The organism is Lutibacter sp., assembly GCF_013139515.1.
GTDB lineage: Bacteria > Bacteroidota > Bacteroidia > Flavobacteriales > Flavobacteriaceae > Lutibacter.
In genome coordinates this window covers 1-25,628 of sequence record NZ_WTAR01000130.1, presented here as the reverse complement: position 1 = coordinate 25,628, position 25,628 = coordinate 1, and the positions used below count along the sequence as shown (strand labels likewise).

General features: G+C 28.8%; 25 protein-coding genes and 1 tRNA gene. 13 read left to right on the top strand and 13 right to left on the bottom strand.

Annotation, left to right across the window (positions count from 1 at the left end):
• The 5 genes from hisF to GQ540_RS11505 form a co-directional block, all read left to right on the top strand.
• Positions 1-521: HisA/HisF-related TIM barrel protein (hisF, locus tag GQ540_RS11525; RefSeq protein WP_291801180.1), on the top strand; the 521-nt coding region annotated here is incomplete at its 5' end.
• A 13-nt stretch (positions 522-534) separates the two neighbouring features.
• Complete coding sequence (hisIE, locus tag GQ540_RS11520) at positions 535-1,131, top strand: bifunctional phosphoribosyl-AMP cyclohydrolase/phosphoribosyl-ATP diphosphatase HisIE (protein ID WP_291801178.1); 597 nt, start codon at positions 535-537, stop codon at positions 1,129-1,131.
• A gap of 215 nt (positions 1,132-1,346) precedes the next feature.
• Positions 1,347-3,206 (top strand): 30S ribosomal protein S1, encoded by a 1,860-nt coding sequence (gene rpsA / locus GQ540_RS11515; RefSeq protein ID WP_291801176.1) that lies wholly within the window; start codon positions 1,347-1,349, stop codon positions 3,204-3,206.
• Positions 3,207-3,312: 106 nt separating this feature from the next.
• On the top strand, positions 3,313-4,698 hold the full coding sequence (gene glmM / locus GQ540_RS11510) for a phosphoglucosamine mutase (RefSeq protein ID WP_291801174.1): 1,386 nt from the start codon (positions 3,313-3,315) through the stop codon (positions 4,696-4,698).
• Positions 4,699-4,703: 5 nt separating this feature from the next.
• Positions 4,704-5,540: a hypothetical protein gene (locus GQ540_RS11505; RefSeq protein WP_291801172.1), complete on the top strand. Its 837-nt coding sequence runs from the start codon at positions 4,704-4,706 to the stop codon at positions 5,538-5,540.
• A gap of 42 nt (positions 5,541-5,582) precedes the next feature.
• Here GQ540_RS11505 and GQ540_RS11500 read toward each other — a convergent pair whose 3' ends face one another.
• Positions 5,583-6,464: a lysophospholipid acyltransferase family protein gene (locus GQ540_RS11500; protein ID WP_291801170.1), complete on the bottom strand. Its 882-nt coding sequence runs from the start codon at positions 6,462-6,464 to the stop codon at positions 5,583-5,585.
• Between the two features lie 103 nt (positions 6,465-6,567).
• Between GQ540_RS11500 and GQ540_RS11495 the strand changes: the two genes are divergently transcribed.
• Positions 6,568-7,218, top strand: a complete 651-nt coding sequence (locus tag GQ540_RS11495) for a rhomboid family intramembrane serine protease (RefSeq protein ID WP_291801186.1) — start codon at positions 6,568-6,570, stop codon at positions 7,216-7,218.
• Positions 7,219-7,257: 39 nt separating this feature from the next.
• Here the strand turns inward: GQ540_RS11495 and GQ540_RS11490 are convergent, their stop codons facing one another.
• From GQ540_RS11490 to GQ540_RS11475, 4 genes are all read right to left on the bottom strand, one after another.
• Entirely contained in the window at positions 7,258-9,309 is a 2,052-nt protein-coding gene (locus GQ540_RS11490; RefSeq protein WP_291801168.1) for a tetratricopeptide repeat-containing sensor histidine kinase, read from the bottom strand.
• Positions 9,310-9,438: 129 nt separating this feature from the next.
• Complete coding sequence (locus GQ540_RS11485) at positions 9,439-10,101, bottom strand: M15 family metallopeptidase (protein WP_291801184.1); 663 nt, start codon at positions 10,099-10,101, stop codon at positions 9,439-9,441.
• Between the two features lie 61 nt (positions 10,102-10,162).
• Positions 10,163-10,603, bottom strand: a complete 441-nt coding sequence (locus GQ540_RS11480; protein ID WP_291801166.1) for a GNAT family N-acetyltransferase — start codon at positions 10,601-10,603, stop codon at positions 10,163-10,165.
• Complete coding sequence (locus GQ540_RS11475; RefSeq protein ID WP_291801164.1) at positions 10,590-11,093, bottom strand: GNAT family N-acetyltransferase; 504 nt, start codon at positions 11,091-11,093, stop codon at positions 10,590-10,592. The genes GQ540_RS11480 and GQ540_RS11475 overlap by 14 nt, the downstream gene beginning before the upstream one ends.
• A gap of 122 nt (positions 11,094-11,215) precedes the next feature.
• On the opposite strand from GQ540_RS11475, the gene GQ540_RS11470 reads away from it, so the two are divergent.
• Together GQ540_RS11470 and GQ540_RS11465 are read left to right on the top strand one after the other, a co-directional pair.
• Entirely contained in the window at positions 11,216-11,641 is a 426-nt protein-coding gene (locus GQ540_RS11470) for a GNAT family N-acetyltransferase (RefSeq protein ID WP_291801163.1), read from the top strand.
• A gap of 57 nt (positions 11,642-11,698) precedes the next feature.
• Positions 11,699-11,771, top strand: a tRNA-Gly gene (locus GQ540_RS11465).
• A 47-nt stretch (positions 11,772-11,818) separates the two neighbouring features.
• Here GQ540_RS11465 and GQ540_RS11460 read toward each other — a convergent pair.
• The 4 genes from GQ540_RS11460 to smpB are packed head-to-tail and all read right to left on the bottom strand — an operon-like array spanning position 11,819 to position 14,565.
• Complete coding sequence (locus GQ540_RS11460) at positions 11,819-12,424, bottom strand: outer membrane beta-barrel protein (protein WP_291801161.1); 606 nt, start codon at positions 12,422-12,424, stop codon at positions 11,819-11,821.
• Positions 12,425-12,475: 51 nt separating this feature from the next.
• Positions 12,476-13,429 (bottom strand): transketolase C-terminal domain-containing protein, encoded by a 954-nt coding sequence (locus GQ540_RS11455; protein ID WP_291801159.1) that lies wholly within the window; start codon positions 13,427-13,429, stop codon positions 12,476-12,478.
• 52 nt (positions 13,430-13,481) lie between these two features.
• Positions 13,482-14,063 carry a Maf family nucleotide pyrophosphatase gene (locus GQ540_RS11450; RefSeq protein WP_291801158.1) on the bottom strand — a complete coding sequence of 194 codons (582 nt, stop codon included), beginning with the start codon at positions 14,061-14,063 and terminating at the stop codon, positions 13,482-13,484.
• Positions 14,064-14,106: 43 nt separating this feature from the next.
• A complete protein-coding gene (gene smpB, locus GQ540_RS11445) occupies positions 14,107-14,565 on the bottom strand; it encodes an SsrA-binding protein SmpB (RefSeq protein WP_291801154.1) in 459 nt (152 codons plus the stop codon).
• A gap of 230 nt (positions 14,566-14,795) precedes the next feature.
• On the opposite strand from smpB, the gene GQ540_RS11440 reads away from it, so the two are divergent.
• Entirely contained in the window at positions 14,796-14,948 is a 153-nt protein-coding gene (locus GQ540_RS11440) for a hypothetical protein (RefSeq protein ID WP_291801153.1), read from the top strand.
• A 67-nt stretch (positions 14,949-15,015) separates the two neighbouring features.
• The gene (locus GQ540_RS11435; RefSeq protein ID WP_291801151.1) at positions 15,016-16,569 is read left to right on the top strand and encodes an NAD(P)/FAD-dependent oxidoreductase; all 1,554 of its coding nucleotides are present in this window, start codon (positions 15,016-15,018) and stop codon (positions 16,567-16,569) included.
• 371 nt (positions 16,570-16,940) lie between these two features.
• On the opposite strand, the gene GQ540_RS11430 is transcribed toward GQ540_RS11435, so the two are convergent.
• On the bottom strand, positions 16,941-17,444 hold the full coding sequence (locus GQ540_RS11430; RefSeq protein ID WP_291801149.1) for a phosphoglycerate mutase family protein: 504 nt from the start codon (positions 17,442-17,444) through the stop codon (positions 16,941-16,943).
• A gap of 84 nt (positions 17,445-17,528) precedes the next feature.
• Positions 17,529-20,120 carry an ATP-dependent chaperone ClpB gene (gene clpB / locus GQ540_RS11425; protein ID WP_291801147.1) on the bottom strand — a complete coding sequence of 864 codons (2,592 nt, stop codon included), beginning with the start codon at positions 20,118-20,120 and terminating at the stop codon, positions 17,529-17,531.
• Positions 20,121-20,272: 152 nt separating this feature from the next.
• Here clpB and ytxJ point away from each other — a divergent pair, with 152 nt between their 5' ends.
• Entirely contained in the window at positions 20,273-20,668 is a 396-nt protein-coding gene (gene ytxJ / locus GQ540_RS11420) for a bacillithiol system redox-active protein YtxJ (protein ID WP_291801145.1), read from the top strand.
• 9 nt (positions 20,669-20,677) lie between these two features.
• Here ytxJ and GQ540_RS11415 read toward each other — a convergent pair whose 3' ends face one another.
• Complete coding sequence (locus tag GQ540_RS11415) at positions 20,678-21,865, bottom strand: hypothetical protein (protein WP_367206071.1); 1,188 nt, start codon at positions 21,863-21,865, stop codon at positions 20,678-20,680.
• A 115-nt stretch (positions 21,866-21,980) separates the two neighbouring features.
• Entirely contained in the window at positions 21,981-23,270 is a 1,290-nt protein-coding gene (fahA, locus tag GQ540_RS11410) for a fumarylacetoacetase (RefSeq protein WP_291801143.1), read from the bottom strand.
• A gap of 112 nt (positions 23,271-23,382) precedes the next feature.
• Here fahA and glyA point away from each other — a divergent pair, with 112 nt between their 5' ends.
• Both glyA and GQ540_RS11400 read left to right on the top strand, forming a co-directional pair.
• Positions 23,383-24,657, top strand: coding sequence for a serine hydroxymethyltransferase (glyA, locus tag GQ540_RS11405; RefSeq protein ID WP_291801141.1), 1,275 nt, complete (start codon positions 23,383-23,385; stop codon positions 24,655-24,657).
• 247 nt (positions 24,658-24,904) lie between these two features.
• Positions 24,905-25,615, top strand: coding sequence for a peroxiredoxin (locus tag GQ540_RS11400; RefSeq protein WP_291801139.1), 711 nt, complete (start codon positions 24,905-24,907; stop codon positions 25,613-25,615).
• The last annotated feature ends 13 nt before the right edge of the window (positions 25,616-25,628 follow it).

Here is a 25,628-nt window from a genome sequence, read left to right as displayed (position 1 = left end):
TTGGCGGCGGAATTTCATCAATTGAAGATGTTGAAATATTGTTAAATTCGGGAGCTGATAAGGTTTCTATAAACTCATCAGCAGTTAAAAATCCACAATTAATTAATGATTTAGCAGCAAAATTTGGAAGTCAGAGTATTGTTGTGGCAATTGATGCAAAACAAATTGAAGATGAATGGATGGTGCATTTAGTTGGAGGAAAAGTACCAACAGAAATTAAATTGTTTGATTGGGCTAAAGAAGTTGAGGAAAGAGGTGCAGGTGAAATTTTATTTACATCAATGAACCATGATGGCACTAAAAATGGCTTTGCAAATGAAGCATTAGCACATTTAAGTAACTTAGTAAATATTCCTATTATAGCTTCAGGTGGCGCCGGAAATATGCAGCATTTTACAGATACCTTTATTGACGGAAAAGCAGATGCGGCATTGGCAGCAAGTGTATTTCATTTTAAGGAAATTGAAATTATAGATTTAAAAAACGAATTAAAAAAGAATAATATTCCTGTGAGAATATAAAAAGATAATCATTATGAACATAGATTTTAATAAAAACGAAAACGGATTAGTGCCAGCAATTATACAAGACGTAGCTACTAAAAATGTACTAATGTTAGGGTATATGAATGCAGAAGCATTTGCTAAGACTTCTGAAACTAAAAAAGTTACTTTTTTTAGCAGAAATAAAAATAGATTATGGACTAAAGGTGAAGAAAGTGGTAATTTTTTGAATGTAGTTTCTATAAAAAATGATTGCGATAATGATACACTATTAATTGAAGTAAATCCTGTTGGGCCAACTTGTCATAAAGGAACAGATACGTGTTGGGGTGAATATAATAAGCCATCTTTTGGTTTTTTATCAGAATTAGAAGATGTTATAAAAAGTAGAAGAGAAGCCGCAGATTCAGAGAAAAGTTATGTAGCTTCATTGTTTAAAAAAGGAATTAATAAAATTGCTCAAAAAGTAGGAGAAGAAGCTGTTGAAATAGTTATTGAAGCAAAAGATAATAATGATGATTTGTTTTTAAATGAGGGAGCCGACTTGTTATTTCACTACTTAATTTTATTACAAGCTAAAGGGTATACTTTAAAAGACATTGTACAAGTTTTAGAAGGAAGGCACTAAATTAATTTTAAATATATAGTAGAAGCTTCATTTTAAACACCTTAAAGAAGTAAATCAATTTGTTATACTCAAATAAAATTATTAAATTTGCACTCCTTTAAACGAGAACAGATTTTTTAAAGGAATAGAAAAATAAATATATAAACAACTCTTTGCGTTATTATCGTGTATAAGTCTGAATAACAATAAGATACAAATTATTATCATCAGCAAATATGTCTGAAGAAACAAAAAAAACTGAAGAGCAAGTAGAAGCTACTGAAGTAAAAAAAACAACAGAAACTGCAAATGAAGTTGAAACTCCAGCAGCAGTTGAAGCACCAAAGCCTGAAAAAGTAAATCCTGAAGAGTTTTTAGAAAATTTCGATTGGCACAAATTCGAAGAAGGGATTGAAGCAGTAGATGAAGAAAATTTAAAAGCTTTTGAAGCAGCATTAGACGGTACATTAGGTTTAGTAAATGAGCGTGAAGTAATTGAAGGAACTGTAATTAGAAAAACAGATCGTGAAGCAATTATTGATATCAACTCTAAATCTGAAGGTGTTATTTCTTTAAACGAATTTCGTTACAATCCAAGCCTAGCTGTAGGAGATGTAGTTGAAGTTTTAGTTGATAAAAGAGAAGATAGTACAGGTCAACTAGTGTTATCACACAAAAAAGCAAGAGTAATTAAAGCTTGGGAGCGTGTAAACAATGCTCATGAAACAGGTGAAGTAGTTAACGGTTTCGTTAAATGCAGAACTCGTGGAGGTATGATTGTTGATGTTTTTGGAATTGAAGCATTCTTACCAGGTTCTCAAATTGATGTAAAACCAATTAGAGATTACGATCAATACGTAGAGAAAACAATGGAATTCAAAGTTGTAAAAATCAACCACGAATTTAAAAACGTTGTAGTTTCTCATAAAGCACTTATTGAAGCTGATATTGAAATTCAGAAAAAAGAAATTATTGGTAAATTAGAAAAAGGACAAGTATTAGAAGGTGTTGTTAAAAACATTACTTCATACGGTGTATTTGTTGATTTAGGTGGTGTTGACGGTTTAGTTCACATTACAGATTTATCTTGGTCTAGAATTAATCACCCAAGTGAAGTGGTTGAATTAGATCAAACATTAAATGTTGTAATTCTTGATTTTGATGATGAGAAAACAAGAATTCAATTAGGATTAAAACAATTAAATGCGCACCCTTGGGAAGCATTAGATGATACTATTAAAGTTGGAGATACTGTAAAAGGTAAAGTAGTAGTACTTGCTGATTACGGAGCGTTTATTGAAGTTGCTCAAGGTGTTGAAGGTTTAATTCACGTTTCTGAAATGTCATGGTCAACACACTTACGTTCTGCACAAGATTTTGTAAAAGTTGGTGATGAAGTTGAAGCACAAGTTTTAACTTTAGATAGAGAAGATAGAAAAATGTCATTAGGTATTAAACAATTACATCCAGATCCTTGGACTGCAATTGCTGAAAAATACCCAGTTGGCTCAAAACATACAGGTACAGTTCGTAACTATACTAATTTTGGTGTTTTTGTTGAATTAGAAGAAGGAATTGATGGTTTAGTATATATTTCTGATCTTTCTTGGACTAAGAAAATTAAGCATCCATCAGATTTTACATCTGTAGGAGATAAATTAGAAGTTCAAGTGTTAGAATTAGATGTTGAAGGACGTAAATTAAACTTAGGTCATAAACAAACTACTGAAAACCCTTGGGATTCACATGAAGGAAAATTCACTATAGATTCTATTCATGAAGGTACTGTTAAAGATAAAAGTGATAAAGGACTAATTGTAACATTTGAAGATAGTGTTGAAGCATTTGTTCCTAGTCGTTTTACTGTTAAAGAAGATGGTACTAAGTTAGCAAAAGGAGATGTAGATAAATTTAAAGTTATTGAATTTAACAAAGAATTTAGACGTGTTGTAGCTTCTCATACATCAATATTTAAAGCACAAGAAGAGAAAAACATCAAAGTAGCTCAGAAAAAATCTGATGCTGCAGATAAAACAACTCTTGGTGATTTAGGTGGCGATCTTGCTGCATTAAAGAAAAAAATGGAAGGGAAATAAAATTCTCGATTCAAATAAATTTTTAAAAGCTGTATCGTATGATACAGCTTTTTTTTTCGTTATTACAACTATAAAAATTATCTTTGTTTTTTATAAAAAATAAGAAATGGCTTTAATAAAATCAATTTCAGGAATAAGAGGTACAATAGGAGGTAATGTTGATAATAACTTAACTCCAATTGATACTGTTAAATTTGCTGCAGCATATGGAATGTGGCTTAAAAAACAAACAAACAAAAAACAATTAACTGTAGTTTTAGGTAGAGATGCCCGAATTTCAGGTAAAATGGTAAGCAGCTTAGTTTCAAATACGTTAGTTGGTTTAGGTATCAATGTCACAGATATAGGTTTATCTACAACTCCAACTGTTGAAGTTGCAGTAACGCTTGATAGTGCTGACGGAGGGATTATTATAACAGCTAGCCATAATCCAAAGCAGTGGAATGCATTAAAATTATTAAATGGTAAAGGAGAGTTTTTAAATGCTGTTGATGGTGATGAAGTTTTAAATATAGCAGAGACTAATGCTTATATTTTCTCAGAAGTTGATGATTTAGGAGTTTATAAAAAGAAAAAAAAATACATAGATAAACACATTCAAGAAGTTTTAAGTTTAAAGTTTGTAGATGTTAAAGCAATAAAAAAAGCTAATTTTAAAGTTGTAGTAGATGCAGTAAATTCAACTGGAGGTATTGCAATTCCTGCATTATTAGATAAATTAAATGTAGAATGTGTTGAGTTATATTGTGAGCCAAATGGGCAATTTCCTCATAACCCAGAACCTTTAAAAGAACACTTAACAGATATTTCTAAATTGGTTGTGAAAGAAAAAGCAGATTTGGGTATTGTAGTTGATCCAGATGTAGATAGATTGGCAATTGTTAATGAAGATGGCTCTATGTTTGGTGAAGAATATACGCTGGTTGCTTGTGCAGATTACATTTTAGGAAAAACTTCAGGAAACACAGTTTCTAATTTATCTTCATCTAGAGCATTAAGAGATATTACTCAAAAACATGGTGGAAATTATGAAGCAAGTGCAGTTGGCGAGGTAAATGTTGTTGAATTAATGAAAAAAAATAATGCTATAATTGGAGGAGAAGGTAATGGAGGTATTATTTATCCGGAGTCACATTATGGTAGAGATTCATTAGTTGGTGTGGCATTATTTTTATCACATTTAGCAAATTTAAAAATATCTTGTAAGGAATTAAGAAATAGTTACCCTAACTATTATATGAGCAAGAATAAGATTGAATTAACGCCTCAAATTAATGTTGATGAAATTTTAAAAACAATTGCTTCAGTTTATAAAAATGAAGACGTAATCACTATTGATGGTGTGAAAATTAATTTTGATACGGAATGGGTGCATCTTAGAAAATCTAATACAGAGCCTATAATTAGAATTTACACTGAAAGTAATTCACAAAATAGTGCTGATGAATTAGCGCAGAGATTTATAACAGAAATTAAAAATATTAGTAAATAACTCCAATGAAAAAAATTATTATAGCATTACTAATGCTAATAACCACAGTTTCGTTTTCTCAAGAAGAAGTAGAAAGTCAAGATTTTAGAGATGTAAAAAGTAATAAAGGGAAGATGTATGTCTTTTGGGGCTGGAATAGAGCTAATTATTCAGCATCTGACATTACTTTTAAAGGTGATGATTATAATTTTACATTGCAAGATGTAAAAGCAATTGACAAACCAAAACCTTTTGGAATATATTACTTTAAATTAGATGAAGTTACTATTCCTCAAACAAATTTTAGAATTGGTTATTTTTTCAAAGAAAATTACACAATTTCTATTGGTGTAGATCATATGAAATATGTAATGCGAAACAATCAAACAGTGAAATTTGATGGAGAATTACCTGTTGGTAGTGATGCATTTACTACAGGAAGTGAAATTTTATTAGATGAAGATTTTTTACTTTTTGAACATACTGATGGTTTAAATTATGTGAATGTTGAACTAAGCAGATTTGACAACTTAGATAATTGGTTAAAATTTCCAATAAAAAACATTGACATTAACTTAACTGAAGGAGTTGGAGTAGGTGTGTTATATCCTAAAACAAATACAACTTTATTGGGAAAAGAAAGGTATGATGAATTTCATGTTTCCGGTTATGGAATCTCAGCACATGTTGGGTTAAATATTACCTTTTTTAAACATTTTTTTATTCAATCTAATATAAAAGTTGGATATATTAACATGCAAGATGTAAGAACTACTGCGAGTAAAACAGATTCTGCATCTCAGCATTTTACTTTTTTTGAAAATATGTATGTGTTTGGTGCTAAATTTAACTTAACTAAGTAGCCTAATAATACTTGAAAAGCGTAGGTAAAGCATAAATAATTATTATTTTGGGGCTTTATTTTTATGTTTAAATCGTTTATGAGTCCAAAAATAATACTCAGGTTGATTGCGGACTTGTTTCTCAACTTTATCAATAAAAATATCTGTTAATTCGTAATCAGGGTGTTTTGAAGCTTCATTAGTAATTAAACTGAATGTAGTTTCATAATAACCTCTTTTTATTTTTTTAACATCCATAAAAATTACGTTTAAATCGTATTTTTTAGCTAACATTTCTGTGCCTGTATGAATTGGAACTTTAACTCCAAAAAACTCATTCCAATAATGAGTTTTACTTAATAAAGGAGATTGATCACTCAGTAAGCCATATAATGATTGAATATTGTTATCATTATTGTGCTGTATTTCACTAATTATTTTAGAAGTTTGTTTTAAATTAACTCCAAATCGTCCTCTAGATTTTAAAATGGCATTATCAAAATAAGGATTGTTAACTTTAGTATATGCAGCGTAACCTTTATATTTCACAAAGGAAGGTATACTTAATATCCATTCCCAATTTGCGTAATGTGAACCTGTTAAAATAGCACTTTTCCCATCGTTATATAGATTGTTTACTAAATCAATGTTTTTATAAACATACCGTTTATCAATTTCTTTTTTAGAAATGGTAAAAGATTTAATCATTTCAATAAAAATATCAATAAAATGATGAATTGATTTTTTACTAATAATAACTAACTCTTTTGAAGTTTTTTCAGGGAATACCAATTTTAAATTATCGTATACTACTTTCTTTCTATATCCAATAATGTGATAGATTATAAAAAAAAAGAAATCAGATATTATATATAAAACACGAAATGGCAATATTGAAATACACCAAATTATTGGGTAAACTAAAATGTAAGTAAGTAGATTCATAATTAGAAGTGCAAATATCGTATTTAAATTTTAATACTTACGAATGCTATTAATCAATATCAGCAATTTTTCATATTTTCGCTAAGCAAAAAATAAATTAATGATGAATATAAATAAAGTACTTTTAATACTAATAATTGTAAATGTTGCATTTTCAATAAAAGGGTTTAGTGATCGTTTTTTCTTTGATAAATATAAATTTCAAATAGGAGCTATAAATCGTGGTGATAAAATTAGAATGTTAACATCGGCTTTTTTACACGTAGATTATATGCATTTAATTTTAAATATGTATGTTTTATACATTTTTGCACCAATTATTATTGTAAAGTTGGGAGTTATTAAGTTTTTAATTTTATATATTGGAAGCTTGTTTGCCGGAAACCTGTTAACACTAACTTACCATAAAAGTGAATTATATTATAGTGCTGTTGGTGCATCAGGTGCAGTTGCAGGTATTATTTACGGAGCTATTTTATTAAATCCAGAAATGCGTTTAATGCTATTTCCTTTGCCAATTCCTATTCCAGGTTATATTTTTGGCTTAGGTTATTTATTATACTCAATTTACGGAATGAAAAAACAAATTGGAAATATTGGACATTCAGCACATTTGGGTGGTGCCATTGGAGGTTACGCATTAATGTTAATGGTGAATCCTACTATATTTTTAACAAGTACTACAACTGTTCTTTTATTAGGAGTTCCAATAGTGTTATTATTACTGTTTGGTAATAAGTTAAAGTCTTTATAAATTAAAGTTAGCTTAAAGTAGAGAGTTTGTTGTAGTTTATTAAACAGCTATTGGCATTGTAAATTTAAATTCTGTGCCATTATTTACAGAACTTTCAACCCATAATTTACCACCATGTTTTTCAACAAACTCTTTACATAAAATTAATCCTAACCCTGAGCCTTGTTCATTTGCAGTTCCAACACTTGAGTTTTTCACGTCAATACTAAATAAGTTTTGTAAATCTTCTTTATTTATGCCTATACCGTTATCTTTTACGGAGATTTCAACAAAATCAGAATGCATGAATGAAGAAACTTGAACTACTCCTTTTGTTTCAGTAAACTTTATTGCGTTTGAGATTAAATTCCTTAAAATTGTTGCTAACATATTTTTATCAGCATTTACAAAAATATCTTTTGTAACATGGTTTGTTATGGTTATTTCTTTATTAATAGCTTGTATTTCTAGTAATGAAATTACATTAGAAACTTTTTGAATGAGTTCAATTTCTTGAGGATTGAATACAAGATTACCTGATTGTGAATTTGCCCAAATTAATAAGTTATTTAATAGGCTTGATGCTTTAGAAGTAGAACCTTTAATAATTTTTAAAAACTTTAATCTTTTTTCTTCATCATATTCATGACTGTTTTCAATCATTAATTCAGTAAAACCTTTAATTGAGTTGAAAGGGTTTTTTAAATCATGAGCTATAATTGAGAAAAATTTATCTTTTGTTTTATTTAATTGTTTCAAATAATCTCTTTGAGTCTCTATTTCATTGCTCATTTTAGCCATTTGATGATTTTTGTATTCTAATAAATCATAGGCTCTTCTTTTAGATGCCTGTTGTTGAATTAAAATAATAACAAATAACCCAAATAATACCATAGAACCAACTAAGAAATAGGTGTATTTTCTTCCTGATTCATATTTAGAAGTTGTTATTTCGTTTCTAGTAGATAAATCATTTATTGTGTATTGAGATTTATCTAAATCATTCAACGCTTGAAATAATTTTACTTTGCTAGTTTTATCAATAGCTATTAAACTATCTTTTATTTTAATATATAGCTTATTGTATTTGTTGGCACTATAAGGGTTTCCTAATCCTTCATACGCATTTGAAAGGTGCATTAAATTACTTGCTTGATATTCTAAGTGTCCAATTTCTTCTGCAATTTTTAAACTATTTTTAGCATATTCTATGGCATTACTATATTTTGATTCTCTAATTTTAACATCAGAAATATTCATTAAAATGATTGAAGTAAGTGATTTTTCATCAAGCCTTTTGGCTATTTTTAAAGCTTTAAAAAAATATTCTAATGCCTCATCATATTCTTTTAATTTTAAATAGGAATCTCCAATGTTATTATAATTTACACCAATACCATATTGATCATCTAATTTTTTTTGAATTTCAATTGATTTTCTATAATATTCTAGGCCTTCAGTATTATTTCCATCTTCAGCAGTTGCATTACCATAATTTGTGTAACAAATTGAAACGCCATCAATATCACCTATTTTTTCATAAATATTTGCAGCATCTTTAAAATATTTTTTAGCATGACTATAATTTCCTTTCGTATAAAATAAATCTCCAAATCCAAGATAATTCATAGCCATACCAGCTTCATCATTCAGTTTTTTATGAATGGTTAAAGATTTTAAATAATAATTAATGGCGCTATCATCAACATATAATAATGTGTAACAATATGCCACGTAATTATATATTTGAGCAACTTTAGTTAAATTATCAATTTCTTCATAATGTATTGTAGCATCTATATAATTTTTTATTGCCTTTTCATAATTATTAGTGTCTTCATAAAAAAGGCCTGTATTATAAAATGTTCTTGCAATTAGAGGTTTACAGTCTATTTCTTTAGCTAAATTTAGAGCTTTATTATAATAATGGTTTGCAGAATCAATAGCATTATTATCGGCATATAAGTTTGCAATTTTTAAATGAAGAGTTACTTTTGTTGAATCGGTTAAATTTTTCACCAATTCTTTTTTAAAATCTGTAGTATTTTGCTCTGTTTGACCAAAGCAAAGTAGATTAAACATTAATAAAAAAAAGAATATATTTTTTTTCATATTATTTAAGGGATTACTCATTTTAAGCAACCTAAAACCCATTTAAGCTGTCAAATATACCATTTATACTCTAAAATACACCATTTATTCATAAAAACACACCGTTTATTGTCTATTGCCTGGGTTTTTTCAATTTAAAATTTCTAAATTAACACCTAAAATATGTTCGAAACTGTACATTTTTAAAAATATTTCTAAAAATAGATGACTTCCTTTTATAGAACTATTTTTATAAAAATTAAATATGTTAATTTTTAAGTATTCTTCAAGCATTTTCTTAGATAAAGGTTTGTAAGTATAATGCCAGGGTTCATATTTATAACCTTTTCTAGTAGGATTATTGTTATAAACTAAGTAAAAACCAAAATTGGAAGCATTTTTATCCATCCATATTTTTAGTTTAGAATAAATTCTATTTTTAGTATAATTGCTTTCAATAAGTAATTTTTTAGGTCTGCTTCTAGCATTGTCAATAATATCTATGTCTGTCCCCCAATGATGACGGGATGTGCCAGGTATACTCGAGTATTCAATTATTTTAGCTATAGTTTGTTGTTCTGAAAATCCTTCTAAAATATATTGTTTATATTTTCTATTCCAAATTTTCTTTTGATGGTTAAAACTTCTGTAAGCTGAAACAATTTGAATTGAAATTCCTTCCTTAAGAGCCTCTTTTTGCATTTTTTTAAATGCTATAAAAGCATCATTCTGTAATTTAAAATCTTCTCCAACTAAATTTAAATCTCCATTACCGGTTAAAGATGATTCAGAGTAGCTAGTTTGTGAAAAAATTGGAAGATTATTTAATATTAATAATATTAAAACAATGTGATGGCTATATGAGGTAATAATTTTATTCAGAAGATAATTTTTTAAACATCATATAATGATCTCCAATATATTTTACATCAAAATTTTCACCAATAATTTCAAAACCTTGTTTTTTATAAAAATTTACAGCAATTAATCTTGCATTACACCATATGTAATTAATTTTTAAAGATTGAAATATGTTAAAAGCTTCTTGCATCATTAATTTTCCAACTCCACTTCCTTGATGTGCAGTTAAAGTTGCCATTCCTCTTAATTGATAATTTGTGCCTTTTAAATTGGCATTAAGCGCTTTCATATAACTTGAAACCGCAATTAATTTTCCATTTTCAAAAGCTCCTAAATGAAAAGTGTCTTTATCAAAATCACCATTAAATTTATAAGGTAGAGGAATGTTTTTGCGTAAAATTTTTAAACGAATAGGGTAGGTGTCTTCAGTTTTTATTTTTTTAATTAGTATCATTTATTAATGCGTATAAAACGGCTGGTTGGTTGTCATAAACATATTTTTTTTTGAATTTAAAGTTACACTTTTTTAGAATACAAATAGAAGCTTCATTTTTAATATGTGATCTTCCTATAATTTTCTTTAATTTTAGTGTTGAAAAGCCATAATTTATGCATCCTAATGAGGCTTCTGTAGCATATCCTTTTCCCCAATGTTTTTTGTAGAATCGATATCCCAAATCAATTTCATTATTTTCAAGTTTTAAACCGCACCAACCTAAAAATTCATTAGTTTTTTTTAAGCAAACCGCCCATCTTCCAAAACCATTTTGTTTATAATCTGAATAGTTTTCAATAAAAACCATGGCTTCTTTAAGAGACTTAAAAGGTTTATTTCCAGTATGTTTTATAACTTCTTCATCATTGTTTAAATGATAAAAATGAACTCCATCAGAAGGTTCGAACTCTCTTAAGTATAAACGTGCAGTTTCTAAAATAATTTTCATAAGTTTAAACTTTATTTTTTTAAACGAAATTGGTTGTTCAGCATTAATTATGAGCCTAGGTTTTTAAATTTGTTATAACTCAATTAGCGTTTTTGAAATAGAAACGCTAAAATACATTTTATATGCAAAATATTGAAATTAAACTAATTAATCCTGAAAATATACTTAGCATTTTACCATTATTAAGAGTTATAAATAAAATAACTTCTGAAGATATTTTAAAACAGCGTTTACTAGAAATGACCACGCAAAACTATAAGTGTGTTGGAGTTTATTTAAATGATGAATTAATTGGTATTTCTGGGCTGTGGTTTTTGACAAGACATTATTGTGGAAGAACTATTGAACCAGACCATGTTGTTATTAATTCTAAGCATAGAAATAAGGGTTTGGGTAAAATATTGTTTGAATGGATTTATAATTATGCTCAAAGTATTGGTTATGAAGCCACTGAGTTAAATACCTATATTAAGAATGAAAAATCACATAGATTTTATGAAAATGAAGGGTATAAAAAACTAGGTTTTCACTACTTAAAAAAGTTTTAAAATTATTTTAAAAATGCTTGTGTAAGTCTAAAAGGATTGTATATTTGCCAAACGATTGCGAGAGTAGCTCAGTTGGTAGAGCTTCAGCCTTCCAAGCTGACTGTCGCCGGTTCGAGCCCGGTCTCTCGCTCAAAAAAAAGCTAAACTTTCGTTTAGCTTTTTTTGTTTATATATGTGTTATTCTTTTTTCTTAGATAACCTATATGACACACTAAAAATTAATTGTTCAGGTCTAGAATCTAATGTGAAAGTTTCACTAGCATTTGTCCAATTAGATTCATTTTTACTTAATCCTCTTTCATATCTAACATCAACACCAATTCTACCTAATTCTATTGAAGCACCAATATTCATACCTAATGAAAATTCATTATCAATACTTTCAAAATTCAGTCCTTTTAAATCGTTATCTAAATAATATTGAAACGCCGGACCCGCAAATATATCAATAGGCCCAAATAATTTGAATCCTACTAAAACAGGTACATCAATTTTAGAAATTTTATAATTAACATTCTCAGAGTTTAAAACATATTCACTAGTTGTTTTTGTGTAAACTAATTCAGGTCTTAAATAAATAGGTCCTAAATCTAATTTTCCATAAAGACCAATGTTAAATCCTGACTTACCTTTCCCGTCATTTTTATAAATGTCAGAAACTTGATTTAGTTCTCCGTTAGAATTATAGCTTAAACCTCCTTTAATTCCAAAACCACTTTGAGCATTTGCAATTAGAAATGTAGCGAATAATGTGTACGATAATAATGCTATTCTTTTTTTCATTAATTTAAATTTAGAATTTTTATAATAGCTATAAACGCAATTATTATACCGTTATTTTCTTGAAATAGCTTTTTTAGCTGCTTCAACAATATCTTTATCAGTTAATCCGTATTTTTCCATAAGCTGTGCAGGTGTAGCAGATTCACCAAAACTATCATTAACAGCCACAAATTCTTGAGGAACAGGATTATTTTGAATTAAAACACGCGCAACACTTTCTCCCAAACCACCAATAATATTATGTTCTTCAGCAGAAACTAAACAACCTGTTTTAGCAACAGATTTTAAAATAGCTTCATCATCTAAAGGTTTAATTGTGTGAATATTTATTACTTCAGCGCTAATACCCATAGCTTCTAATTTTTCAGAAGCTTGTAAAGCCTCCCAAACTAAATGGCCAGTTGCTATAATAGTAACATCTGTTCCTTCAGTTAATTGAATAGCTTTTCCTATAACAAATTCTTGATCTTCTGGCATAAAAATAGGCACAGAAGGACGACCAAAACGTAAGTAAACTGGTCCAACATAATCAGCAATTGCAATGGTGGCTGCTTTAGTTTGGTTATAATCACAAGGATTTATAACAACCATTCCTGGCAACATTTTCATTAAACCAATATCTTCAAGTGTTTGGTGTGTTGCACCATCTTCACCTAAAGTTAAACCTGCATGTGAAGCACATATTTTTACATTTTTGTCCGAATAAGCAATAGCTTGACGAATTTGATCGTAAACTCTAGCAGTTGAGAAATTAGCAAAAGTTCCTGTAAAAGGTATTTTTCCGCCAATAGTTAACCCAGCAGCAATTCCCATCATATTTGCTTCAGCAATTCCAATTTGAAAAAAACGTTCTGGGTGATTTTCAATAAATTTTTCCATTTTTAATGACCCAACTAAATCAGCGCAAAGTGCTACTACATTCTCGTTAGTATCTCCTAATTCAGCTAAACCTGCACCAAAACCAGATCTGGTATCTTTCTTTTCTGTAAATGTGTATTTTTTCATGTTATTATTTATTAAAAATCGTTCAAAAATAAGGATATTTAACGATACTAAACTACAATTTTAGCAATTCTTCATATAATTTATGCACAGGTAATCCCATAACGTTATAATAACTTCCTTCAAGCTTTGTAACACCTATAAAACCTATCCATTCTTGTATTCCGTACCCACCGGCTTTATCATATGGTTTGTAATTTTTAACATAAAAATTTATTTCATTTGAAGTTAAATTTTTAAAATGGACAATAGTAGTATCAAAAAATACTTTTTGAGTTTTTAATGTTTTAATACAAATAGAAGTAATTACTTTATGTTTAGTTCCTGAAAGTTCATTTAACATTGTAATAGCTTCTTGAGCATTTTTCGGTTTTTCTAAAGCTTTATTTTTATGCCAAACAATAGTATCTGATGTAATTAAAATATCTTTTTCTTTTAAGTCACTTTCAAAAGGCTTGGTTTTTAATTTAGCTAAATAATTGGTAATTTCTTCTTCTTTTAGAGTTGAAGAATAGTTTTCTTCAATAGATTTAACATGGATGGTAAATTGTAAACCCAATTCTTTAAATAGCTCTTGTCGTCTTGGAGAACCTGAAGCAAGAATAATGTTTCTACCTTTTAATTTTTCTGAAAGCATTGAAAATTTTTTAGTGAAAATATTCACTTTTTAAGGTGAAATTTTAATTGAAGTCTTTCTTTATTCTAGCTAAATCTCTTTTATTATCTCTATCTTTCATAACATCACGCTTATCATAAATCTTTTTACCTTTACATAACGCAATATCTAGTTTAGCCCAGCCTTTGTCAGTTAAAAAAAGTTTTAGAGGAATTATGGTTAACCCAACATTTTGAACTTCTTTAAGTAATTTTTTTAATTCTCCTTTATTTAATAATAATTTTCGTTCGCTTTTTGGTTTATGATTGTATGAATGTCCATATAAATACTCTTCAATAAACATATTAATTACAAACAATTCGCCTTGTTCATTAAACTCACAAAAACTTTCAGTTATTCTAGCTTTACTTTCTCTAATTGACTTAATTTCAGTACCCGTTAATTGAATGCCAGCAGTATATTTATCTAATATTTCGTATTCAAAACGAGCTTTTTTATTTTGTATATTAATTTTCTTCTGCATATAAGTGCAAATGTACTATAAATTATAAGAATTTTATTGAGGTTGAATTTAATGTTTTAAAGCAATAATTCTTAAAATTAATACTGATAAGCGCCTATTAATAATTAAAATTGTCAATATTTAGAATCATAAAGGTAACGATAACTTTAAAAACCAAAGCGCAAAATAACTGATTAAGTCATTAATTATATTTAATTATATATTTATATAAAAAAATAAAACTTCAGGCTATGGAAATTTATTGTGTAACTATTATTTATGAAGAAAAAGCCCCTTTCGAAATTGTCTTTTCTGCCTTATCTGAAGAAGATGCTAGGTTGAAAATAAAAATACAATATCCAGGTTCTAAAATTATCTCAATTCATGAGTTTTATAATAGTTAATTTTTAGTTTTGGGTAATAAGCAAGGAACTTAATTTTAGAAGTAAAAAAAACCTTAATTTTGCCAATATGGTAAAAGAAATTCAGTTGCGCATAAAAATCCAAGATGCGAATCAAAAAGATATTTTAGTTATAAAATCCGCTCAGTTTTTAAATATTAATATAAATGAAATAAATGCAGTAAAAGTATTGAGAAAATCAATTGACGCTCGTAAAGCTCAAATTATCTTCAATTATAAAATTGCAGTTTATATTCAAGAACCACTTCCTGAATCTTCAAAATATTCTTTTGAATATAAAAATGTTTCTTCGGCAAAAGAAATTCATATTATTGGTTTTGGACCTGCTGGTATGTTTGCAGCTTTAAGATGTATAGAATTAGGGTTTAAACCTATAGTTTTAGAACGAGGTAAAAATGTAAAAGATAGGAGAAGAGATCTAAGAGCTATCAACCAATTTCATATTGTTAATGAAGATTCTAATTATTGTTTTGGTGAAGGTGGTGCAGGAACGTATTCTGACGGGAAATTATATACCCGCAGTTTAAAGCGTGGAGATGTACGCAGAGTATTTGAAAATTTGGTATTTCATGGTGCAACTGAACAAATTTTGGTTGATGCTCATCCACATATTGGCACTAATAAATTACCTAAAGTTGTTCAAAACATTAGAGAAACCATTTTGAAATATGGTGGAGAAATTCATTTTGAAAGTAGAGTTGTAGATTTTACGATAAAAGAAAATAAAATACAAGCTATACAATTACAAAATAAAGAAGAAATGCCTGCTAAAAATGTTATTTTAGCTACAGGGCATTCTGCAAGAGATATTTATTACTTATTACAAAGAAAAAATATAAAAATTGAAGCTAAATCTTTTGCAATGGGTGTAAGAGTTGAACATCCACAGCAAATTATAGATTCAATACAATACCATTGCAAAAGTGAACGTCATGAATTATTACCTGCTGCTTCTTATAGTTTAGTTCAGCAAGTTAAAAATAGAGGTGTTTATTCTTTTTGTATGTGTCCTGGCGGATTTATAGTTCCTGCAGCAACAGCAAACGGAGAAGTAGTTGTTAATGGAATGTCACCATCTAAAAGAAACAGTAAGTTTGCTAATTCTGGAATTGTAGTTGAAATTAATGTTGAAAAAGATATAGAAAAATACAATCACTTTGGAGAGCTTAAAGGATTAGAATTTCAGAAAGATATAGAAAAAATGGCTTTTGATGCAGGTGGAAGCACTCAAGCTGCACCAGCACAACGATTAACAGATTTTGTGAAGGGAAAACTATCTAATAGTTTAAATCCTACATCTTATCAACCTGGACTTAAATCAGCACCTTTGCATGACCTTTTACCCAATATAATTGGTACTAGATTAAGAACTGGTTTTGATGCTTTCGGTAAAAAAATGAGAGGATTTTACACTGCTGAAGCAAACGTAATTGGTGTTGAATCTAGAACATCTTCACCTGTGAAAATACCAAGAAATAATGAGTTAGAACACCCGCAAATTGAAGGCCTTTTTCCTTGTGGTGAAGGTGGTGGTTATGCTGGAGGAATTATTTCGGCTGCAATGGATGGTGAACGCTGTGTTGAAGCAATTGTAAAAAAATAAATTAAAAAACTTCTATTTAAGGAACTTACACTTTTTAAAAATCGATTTACTACGATTAATAAGAATTTACAAGCGTTTGTAAATAATTCTTTTACATAAACTAAATAATATTTTTTTTTATAATAATTAATTTTAAATTTACTGAAAATTAATTGCTACTATGAAACTATTAAAAGCTACACTTTTATCATTGCTCATTCTTTTAATTTCAGGTTGTTCACTTACTGTAGTTGGTATGGTGTTATTTCCTTAAAAATATTTAGAGGTTACTCTTTGGGGTATGGAGTTTTCTTTATTAAAAGCACTATGTAAATAGTGCTTTTTTAAATTGTACATATTACTAATTAAATTTAAGTCAGTAAATTATATTATTAGCGTTCAATTTTCAATAAAACATCATTAATTATAGTATTTGAAATAGTAACAATATATAGGTTTGAATTATTCCTGTCATTAATAGCATCATATTTTTCTATTCCTAAAACTTTGTTCACAAATAGAGGCGTAGTGTTGCTATGACCGACTATTAAAACGGTTTTATCTCTAGTTTGCTCTTTAAAACCTTCACTAAATAACTCTCTCGGATTGTAAAATTGAATTTTTAAATTTTTACTTTTCGCAGTTGGAGTAGCTGTTTGAATAGTTCTATTGTAGTTAGTTGAGTAAATTAAATCAAAATTAACACTTCCAAAAACCGAGTTCCAGTTTTCAGCTCTTTCCTGACCTTTTATAGTTAAATCAGGGTTCTTGTTAGCTTTATCTGTTCGCACTTTTTCAGCATGTCTAATAAAATAATACGTAGTAGTTTCGTTTTCTTGAGCTTTGATATTTAATGAATTAAATACGATTAATAACAAAAAAAAGTAGTTTTTCATGTGTTGCTTATTAAATTTATTAGACGAATATACATAAAAAAACTCCTTTGATATAAAGGAGTTTTAGTTAATAAGCTAACATTTTTATTTATTTCTAAATACAATTTCATCATCAAAAGCATCTAATAAAATATGACTATCAGATGATATTTTACCTGATAATATTTCTTTTGATAACTCATTTAAAATTTCTTTTTGAATAACTCTTTTTACTGGTCGAGCTCCAAATTGTGGATCAAATCCTTTATTTGTAAGTGTTTGTATTAAATCTTCAGTGTATTCAATTTGAATATCTTTTTCTTTCAAAAGCTTAATTAAACCGTTTAACTGTAATGCTACAATTTGTTTGATTTCAAATTTATTTAAAGGAGTAAACATAATAATTTCATCAATTCTATTCAAGAATTCTGGACGAATAGTTTGCTTCAAAAGAGCAATAACTTCAACTTTAGTTGCTTCAGTAATAATTTCACGTTTATTCATGTCCATTTTCTCAAACTTCTCTTGAATTATATGAGCTCCCATATTAGATGTCATTATAATAATGGTGTTTCTAAAATCTGCAACTCTTCCTTTATTGTCAGTCAATCTTCCTTCATCTAAAACTTGCAATAATATATTAAATGTATCTGGATGCGCTTTTTCAATTTCATCTAATAAAATTACTGAATAAGGTTTTCTTCTCACGGCTTCTGTTAATTGCCCGCCTTCATCATAACCAACATATCCTGGAGGAGCGCCAATTAACCTACTTACTGAGTGGCGCTCTTGGTATTCACTCATATCAATTCGTGTCATAGAGTTTTCATCATCAAATAGATATTCAGCTAAAGCTTTTGCCAATTCTGTTTTTCCAACACCCGTAGTTCCTAAAAATAAAAAGGTTCCCATTGGTTTTTTTTCATCCTGCAATCCTGCTCTAGATCTTCTCACAGCATCAGAGACGGCTATAATTGCTTCATCTTGACCAATTACCCTATTGTGAAGTTCTGCTTCTAAATCAAGTAATTTTTCTCGCTCACTTTGTAACATTTTAGTTACAGGAATACCAGTCCATTTAGCCACAACTTCGGCAATATCATCTCGAGTTACTTCTTCTTTTATTAATGCTGAATCTTGATTTTCGGCTAATTCTTTTTGAAGTATTTCTAGTTTTTCTTGTTCATCTTTTATTTTTCCGTATCTAATTTCTGCAACTTTACCATAATCTCCTTCACGTTCAGCTTGTTCAGCTTCTAGTTTAAAGTCTTCAAGGGCTATTTTACTAGTTTGTACATTATCAACTAGTTCCTTTTCACTTACCCATTTTGCATTAATTTCGTTACGCTCTTCTTTAATATTGGCAACTTCTTTTTTTAATGAAGCTAATTTTTTTTCATCTTTTTCACGTTTAATGGCTTCAATTTCAATTTCAATTTGCATAATTTTTCGATCCAAAACATCTAATTCTTCTGGTTTAGAATTGATTTCCATTCGTAATTTGGCAGCAGCCTCATCCATTAAATCAATTGCTTTATCTGGTAAGAACCTGTTAGAAATATAGCGTTGTGAAAGTTCTACAGCAGCAATAATAGCAGCATCTTTAATTTGAACTTTATGATGATTTTCATATTTCTCCTTAATTCCTCTTAAAATTGAAATAGCACTTTCAGTATCTGGTTCATCAACCATTACTTTTTGAAATCTACGTTCTAAAGCTTTATCTTTTTCAAAATATTTTTGATATTCATCAAGTGTAGTTGCTCCAATTGCTCTTAATTCTCCACGTGCCAATGCAGGCTTTAAAATATTTGCAGCATCCATAGCGCCTTGTCCACCACCAGCACCAACTAATGTGTGTATTTCATCAATAAATAATACAACTTCACCATTAGAAGATGTCACTTCTTTAATAACAGATTTTAAGCGTTCTTCAAATTCACCTTTATATTTTGCCCCAGCAATAAGTGCTCCCATATCTAAAGAATAAATTTGTTTATCTTTTAAATTTTCAGGAATATCTCCTTTTATAATTCTATGTGCTAAACCTTCAGCAATGGCAGTTTTACCGGTTCCTGGCTCACCAACTAGTATTGGATTATTTTTGGTTCTACGAGATAAAATTTGAAGAATTCGTCTAATTTCTTCGTCTCTACCAATAACTGGGTCTAATTTTCCGTCTTTTGCTAATTGATTTAAATTTCGAGCAAATTTATTAAGAGAATTGTAGGTGTCTTCAGCACTTTGTGAAGTTACATTACTTCCTTTTCTTAACTCTTCAATAGCCGATTTTAAATCTTTTTCAGTGATACCTTGATCTTTTAAAATTTGTGATGTAGTATCTTTTGAAATTAAAATAGCTATTAATAAATGCTCTATAGAAACATATTCATCATTCATTTTTTTAGCTTCTGAAGTTGCTTTATTCAGCATTTTTGAAGCATTGTTTGAGAGTGTAACATTGTTATCTCCAGTTACTTTAGAATAACCTTGAAGTGTTTTATCTATCAAACTTTTTAGTAGTTCAATATTGAATCCTAGTTTTTTAAATAGAAATGGGATTACGTTTTCATCAACTTCAAAAATACCTTTTAAAATATGAGAATTTTCAATTTGTTGGTGCTCATAACTTTGCGCAATTTGTTGTGCTTGCTGTATGGCTTCTTGTGATTTTATAGTAAAGTTATTAAAATTCATAACGTTTTGTTTTTTGTGTTTATATTTGCACTCTCAAAGAATATTCCAATGTGTAAAAATACTTAAAAAAGGTCATTTTGTCTTGTTTATCAGGAGTTTAACGACATTTTGTCTTTGAGTAGAAAGGATTAATACAAAATCAAAAAACAGGAATGGGATTGTTTAATAGTTTGTTTAGCGGAAATAATGAGAGTAATGATGCAATGAAAATTAATTGGAAACCTTTAACTGAAAGCAATCAATTTAATGTAGCATTTTCACAATCTAAAGAAAAGCCATTTTTAATATTTAAACATAGTACACGATGTGGAATTAGTAGAATGGCTCTTAAAAGCTTTGAGAAAGCATATCAATCAAATGCTTTTGAAATAGACTTGTATTTTTTAGATTTATTAAATTATAGAGCGCTTTCTAATGAAATTTCTGAAAAATCAGTTGTTTCTCACCAATCACCACAAGTTTTAGTATTTAAAGATGAGCACGTTGTTTATCACGATTCCCATTATTCAATTGATGTAAATTCAATAGAAAAAATAATTAAGGGATAGTTTTAAAACTTATCTAAAACTATTGTTTGAAATAATTGCTTTAATTTTCTTTTTTAAGTCTTCACCGCTATCATAAACCATTTGTTCATTGCTTGGGAATACTACATGCTTATATCTTAAAAATCCTAAATTCTTTTTATTAATAGCTTTTTTATCTCCCGAATATGTTGCGTAATGATGTTCAAAAATAAACTCACTACTTATAGGAAAGGATTGAACAAGTTGATTGTTTATTAAATTATAATAGTTGACTTGTCCAACAACTTGAACAGATTTAAACTGTGTGAATTTGTGTACTTTACTTTTAATAGTCTTAAAGTTGTCAACTTTAACGGTATTTCCTAAACTGTCTTTCACAGCATTGCCATCTTCATCAATTAAATACTTCCAACCATCCTTAATTTGTTTTTCTTGTACAATTATTTTTTCTCGAATTCGTTCTGGTGAAATATTAATTTCACGTAAGTTAATTTCTAATTCAAAATCATATTGTTGTGATTGTTTGGTGTTGTGATAAACAGTCCAAAAATCATTTAATCTATAGGTTTCAAAGTTTAATAAATCATCCTCTAAGCGCATAGGAATAACCATATTTGTCTTGTTTTGCATATAAACAAATACAAAATCGGTTCCTTTATAATGAGTTTTCTCTAATAAATCACGAGTATTTTTATAATCAGGATTTATATCTTCTAAATATTTTAAATTAGTGTAAATCTCTCTGAATTGATATTTGTCTTGAGCAGTTTTTAATGATTTTTTTGTATTAAGATATAAATATTCAGAAAGTTTTTCTTTTGAATCTAAAATTTCATTAGAATAGTTAATGAATTGAAATTCAGCATTTTTCCCTTTATTAAGTATTGGTAATGGAAGTAGAGGCTTTATTAGTTCTTGCCTGTTATTTAATATAATATATGTTGTGTATATAGCTTCTAAATTGGCAGGGTTTCCATCTTTTTTAAGGAAATTAACATGTTCTTTATCTCTTTTTGAAGCTTTTTTAAAAGCATCTTGAAGTAAAAATAGGTAAGATTGATTTCCTTTTTTTGTTTTATTAGTTCGCAAATGCTTTACAGCAATTTTAATTGCTTCATCATAATTACCATAATTAATAGCTTCTTGAGTTTTTTTAACGCTGCTGCAATTAATAAAGAGGATTGTTATACTTAATATAAGGGTTATTTTTTTTATCATGAGATAGATGGTTATATATTTATAGTTGATATGGATTACAATATCAATGCCAAAAATAATTAAAAAACCCTAAAAAATTAATTTTAGGGTTTAATTTGATGTATAAATTAACGTTTTATTCTTTTAATTTTACAGCTGGTAAAATTTTACCCGTACATTTTCCAAAACCAATGCTTACTTCATCATTTTTGCAATAACCTCTTATAATAACATTATCACCATCATTAAAGAAAATACGTGTTGTGCCGTCTTTTAAAGTAATTGGTTCTTTACCTCCCCAAGATAGTTCTAACATTGAACCATAACTGCTTTTTGTTGGTCCAGAAATTGTTCCACTACCCATCATATCACCTGAACGTACATTGCAACCATTTATAGTATGATGCGCAAGTTGTTGCTCCATAGTCCAATATAAATGTTTGAAATTTGTTCGGCATAATTCTGTTAATTCTCCATTTTGAGTTTCAACTGCAGCTCTTAATTTAATATCAAAACTATTGTTTGTTGTTTGCTGTTTTAGGTATGGAAGAGGAGAAAGATCTTGTTTTGGGCTTTCACATCTAAATGGTTCTAAAGCATCCATTGTAACAATCCAGGGAGATATTGTTGACGCAAAGTTTTTACCCAAAAACGGGCCTAACGGTGCATATTCCCACTTTTGAATATCTCTTGCGCTCCAATCATTTAACAGCACCATTCCAAAAATATAATCGTCTGCTTCATTAATTGAAATAGGTTCTCCTAAATTATTGGAATCTGTAGTAATAAAAGCGGTTTCAACTTCCATATCTAAACTTCTTGAAGGTCCAAAAATAGGAGCTGTTGCGTCTTTTGGCAATGATTGCCCGTACGGTCTATGAATTGGTGTTCCAGAAACTATTACTGATGATGAACGCCCATGATATCCAATTGGCATATGTAACCAATTAGGCATTAGTGCATTATCCTTTCCTCTAAACATCATTCCTACATTGGTAGCATGTTCTTTACTTGAATAAAAATCAGTATAATCACCCACACTAATTGGCAATAGCATTTCAACTTCATTTACATCAAAAATTACAACATCTCTATGTTTTACGTTATCTCTTAAAAGTGGATTTTTAGCATCAAAAACATCAGCAATTCTATTTCTAACCAACCTCCATGTTTTTCTTCCGTCAGAAATAAAATCATTTAACGAATCTTGCATAAACATATCATCTGTCAAAGGTATTCCTTCAAAATAACCTAATTGATGAAAAGCTCCAAGATCAATAGCATATTCACCAATTCTGGTTCCAATGGTTATAATGTCATCTTTGGTTATAAATACTCCAAACGGAATATTTTGAATAGGGAAATCGCAACTTTTCTCTATTTCTAGCCAAGATTTTCTATCTGGGTTATTAGCAGTAATTAACATATATAAATTATTTTGTTCAATTATTAAATATTTATATCAAATATATGAGATAATTGTTAATTGAAAGATGAAATTAGTATTTTTGCATCTAATTTTTTTAAAACAACAACAAATGCAACGCGACCAACTAATTTTTGATTTAATTCAAGATGAAAAAGAAAGACAAACTAATGGAATAGAATTAATTGCTTCTGAAAATTTTGTAAGTGAACAAGTAATGGAGGCAACGGGTTCTGTTTTAACTAACAAATATGCTGAAGGTTATCCAGGAAAAAGGTATTATGGTGGTTGTGAAGTTGTTGATATTATTGAACAAATTGCTATTGATAGAGCTAAGGAGCTTTTTGGTGCTGAATATGTAAACGTGCAACCGCATTCAGGTTCGCAAGCAAATGCAGCCGTTTATCAAGCTGTTTTAAACCCAGGTGATAAAATTTTAGGTTTCGATTTATCTCACGGAGGTCATTTAACACACGGTTCTCCTGTTAATTTTTCAGGAAAATTATATAAAACTTCATTTTATGGAGTTGAAGAAGAAACAGGTGTTTTAAATTATGATAAAATTCAAGAAACTGCTAAAAAAGAAAAACCTCAATTAATTATTGCTGGTGCTTCGGCATATTCAAGAGATATAGATTTTAAACGTTTTAGAATTATTGCAGATTCAGTTGGTGCGCTTTTAATGGCTGACATTTCACATCCTGCAGGTTTAATTGCGAAAGGGATTTTAAATGACCCTATTCCTCATTGTCATTTTGTAACTACTACAACTCACAAAACATTAAGAGGTCCACGTGGTGGAATTATAATGATTGGAACAGATTTTGACAATCCGTTTGGTTTAAAATTAAAGAGTGGAAAGCTTAAAAAAATGTCTACATTAATAAACTCGGCTGTGTTCCCTGGAAATCAAGGTGGACCATTAGAGCACGTAATTGCTGGTAAAGCAATTGCTTTTGGTGAAGCTTTAACAGATAATTTCTTACATTATCAAATTCAAGTTAAGAAAAATGCAGCAGCAATGGCTGATGCATTGGTAAGCAAAGGATATAAGATCATTTCGGGAGGAACAGATAATCACAGTATGTTAATTGATTTACGAAATAAAAATATTAGTGGTAAAGATGCTGAAAACGCATTGGTAAAAGCTGATATTACTGTAAATAAAAATATGGTTCCTTTTGATGATAAATCACCTTTTGTAACTTCTGGAATAAGAGTTGGTTCTGCGGCAGTAACTACTCGTGGTTTAAAAGAAGAAGATATGATAGCAATTGTTGATTTAATTGATGAAGTGATAGAAAATCATGAAGATGAATCAATTTTAGAGAATATCGCTGAAAAAGCAAATAAAATGATGTCGCACAGACCATTATTTACTTGGTAAAATATATTTATACATAGAAAAATACAACCCGCCTAGTGCGGGTTTTTTCATGCTTTTTTATTTCTCAATTGTGATTAGAGTTACATAATTTCTTGCTGCAAATGATTAACTTTAAACATTGAAAATCAAACATTTAATAAGATAATAAATGTTAGCTATATTCATATTATAAATATCAATTATGTTTATATACCCATTGGTTTTTAAGAAATAAATTTGCATAATAAATATATAAAATTATAAAAATATGGAATCACAACAAGAAATTACATCAATGCCAAGAATTGGAGATAAAGCTCCTGAATTTCAAGCAGTAACAACGCAAGGAGATATCAATTTTCCAGCAGATTATAAAGGGGATTGGGTAATATTATTTAGCCACCCAGCAGATTTTACACCTGTGTGTACTTCTGAATTTATGACTTTTGCATCAATGGAAGATAAATTTGCAGAAGCTAACTGTAAACTAGTAGGTTTATCTATTGATGGACTTTATAGTCATATTGCTTGGTTACGTTCAATTAAAGAAAAAATTGAATACAAAGGAATGAAAAATATGGAGGTTAAGTTTCCTTTGATAGAGGACATAACTATGAATGTGGCTAATAAATATGGTATGGTTCAACCAAATGAAGATACCACAAAAGCAGTTAGAGCAGTATTTTTTATTGACCCTAAGGGAATTATTAGAGCTATCATTTATTATCCGTTAAGTTTAGGTAGGAATTTTGATGAATTATATCGTGTAGTTGTAGCGTTACAAGCTGCAGATGCTTTTGATGTTGCTACACCAGCTGATTGGAGACCGGGAGATGATGTAATTATTGGCCCTGCTGGTTCTTGTGGTACTGCAGAAAACAGAATGGAAGGAAAAGAAGATATGGATTGTAAAGAATGGTATTTCTGTACTAAGAAAATTAGTAAAGAAGAAGTTCTAAGTAAAGTTTTAAAAAAATAAACTAACTAAAAAT

Bases quoted from the DNA above. Each gene is read 5' to 3' on its own strand.
- hisIE (WP_291801178.1), top strand. From the start codon at position 535: ATGAACATAGATTTTAATAAAAACGAAAACGGATTAGTGCCAGCAATT.
- rpsA (WP_291801176.1), top strand. From the start codon at position 1,347: ATGTCTGAAGAAACAAAAAAAACTGAAGAGCAAGTAGAAGCTACTGAA.
- glmM (WP_291801174.1), top strand. From the start codon at position 3,313: ATGGCTTTAATAAAATCAATTTCAGGAATAAGAGGTACAATAGGAGGT.
- GQ540_RS11505 (WP_291801172.1), top strand. From the start codon at position 4,704: ATGAAAAAAATTATTATAGCATTACTAATGCTAATAACCACAGTTTCG.
- GQ540_RS11500 (WP_291801170.1), bottom strand. From the start codon at position 6,464: ATGAATCTACTTACTTACATTTTAGTTTACCCAATAATTTGGTGTATT.
- GQ540_RS11495 (WP_291801186.1), top strand. From the start codon at position 6,568: ATGAATATAAATAAAGTACTTTTAATACTAATAATTGTAAATGTTGCA.
- GQ540_RS11490 (WP_291801168.1), bottom strand. From the start codon at position 9,309: ATGAAAAAAAATATATTCTTTTTTTTATTAATGTTTAATCTACTTTGC.
- GQ540_RS11480 (WP_291801166.1), bottom strand. From the start codon at position 10,603: ATGATACTAATTAAAAAAATAAAAACTGAAGACACCTACCCTATTCGT.
- GQ540_RS11475 (WP_291801164.1), bottom strand. From the start codon at position 11,093: ATGAAAATTATTTTAGAAACTGCACGTTTATACTTAAGAGAGTTCGAA.
- GQ540_RS11470 (WP_291801163.1), top strand. From the start codon at position 11,216: ATGCAAAATATTGAAATTAAACTAATTAATCCTGAAAATATACTTAGC.
- GQ540_RS11460 (WP_291801161.1), bottom strand. From the start codon at position 12,424: ATGAAAAAAAGAATAGCATTATTATCGTACACATTATTCGCTACATTT.
- GQ540_RS11455 (WP_291801159.1), bottom strand. From the start codon at position 13,429: ATGAAAAAATACACATTTACAGAAAAGAAAGATACCAGATCTGGTTTT.
- GQ540_RS11450 (WP_291801158.1), bottom strand. From the start codon at position 14,063: ATGCTTTCAGAAAAATTAAAAGGTAGAAACATTATTCTTGCTTCAGGT.
- smpB (WP_291801154.1), bottom strand. From the start codon at position 14,565: ATGCAGAAGAAAATTAATATACAAAATAAAAAAGCTCGTTTTGAATAC.
- GQ540_RS11440 (WP_291801153.1), top strand. From the start codon at position 14,796: ATGGAAATTTATTGTGTAACTATTATTTATGAAGAAAAAGCCCCTTTC.
- GQ540_RS11435 (WP_291801151.1), top strand. From the start codon at position 15,016: ATGGTAAAAGAAATTCAGTTGCGCATAAAAATCCAAGATGCGAATCAA.
- GQ540_RS11430 (WP_291801149.1), bottom strand. From the start codon at position 17,444: ATGAAAAACTACTTTTTTTTGTTATTAATCGTATTTAATTCATTAAAT.
- clpB (WP_291801147.1), bottom strand. From the start codon at position 20,120: ATGAATTTTAATAACTTTACTATAAAATCACAAGAAGCCATACAGCAA.
- ytxJ (WP_291801145.1), top strand. From the start codon at position 20,273: ATGGGATTGTTTAATAGTTTGTTTAGCGGAAATAATGAGAGTAATGAT.
- GQ540_RS11415 (WP_367206071.1), bottom strand. From the start codon at position 21,865: ATGATAAAAAAAATAACCCTTATATTAAGTATAACAATCCTCTTTATT.
- fahA (WP_291801143.1), bottom strand. From the start codon at position 23,270: ATGTTAATTACTGCTAATAACCCAGATAGAAAATCTTGGCTAGAAATA.
- glyA (WP_291801141.1), top strand. From the start codon at position 23,383: ATGCAACGCGACCAACTAATTTTTGATTTAATTCAAGATGAAAAAGAA.
- GQ540_RS11400 (WP_291801139.1), top strand. From the start codon at position 24,905: ATGGAATCACAACAAGAAATTACATCAATGCCAAGAATTGGAGATAAA.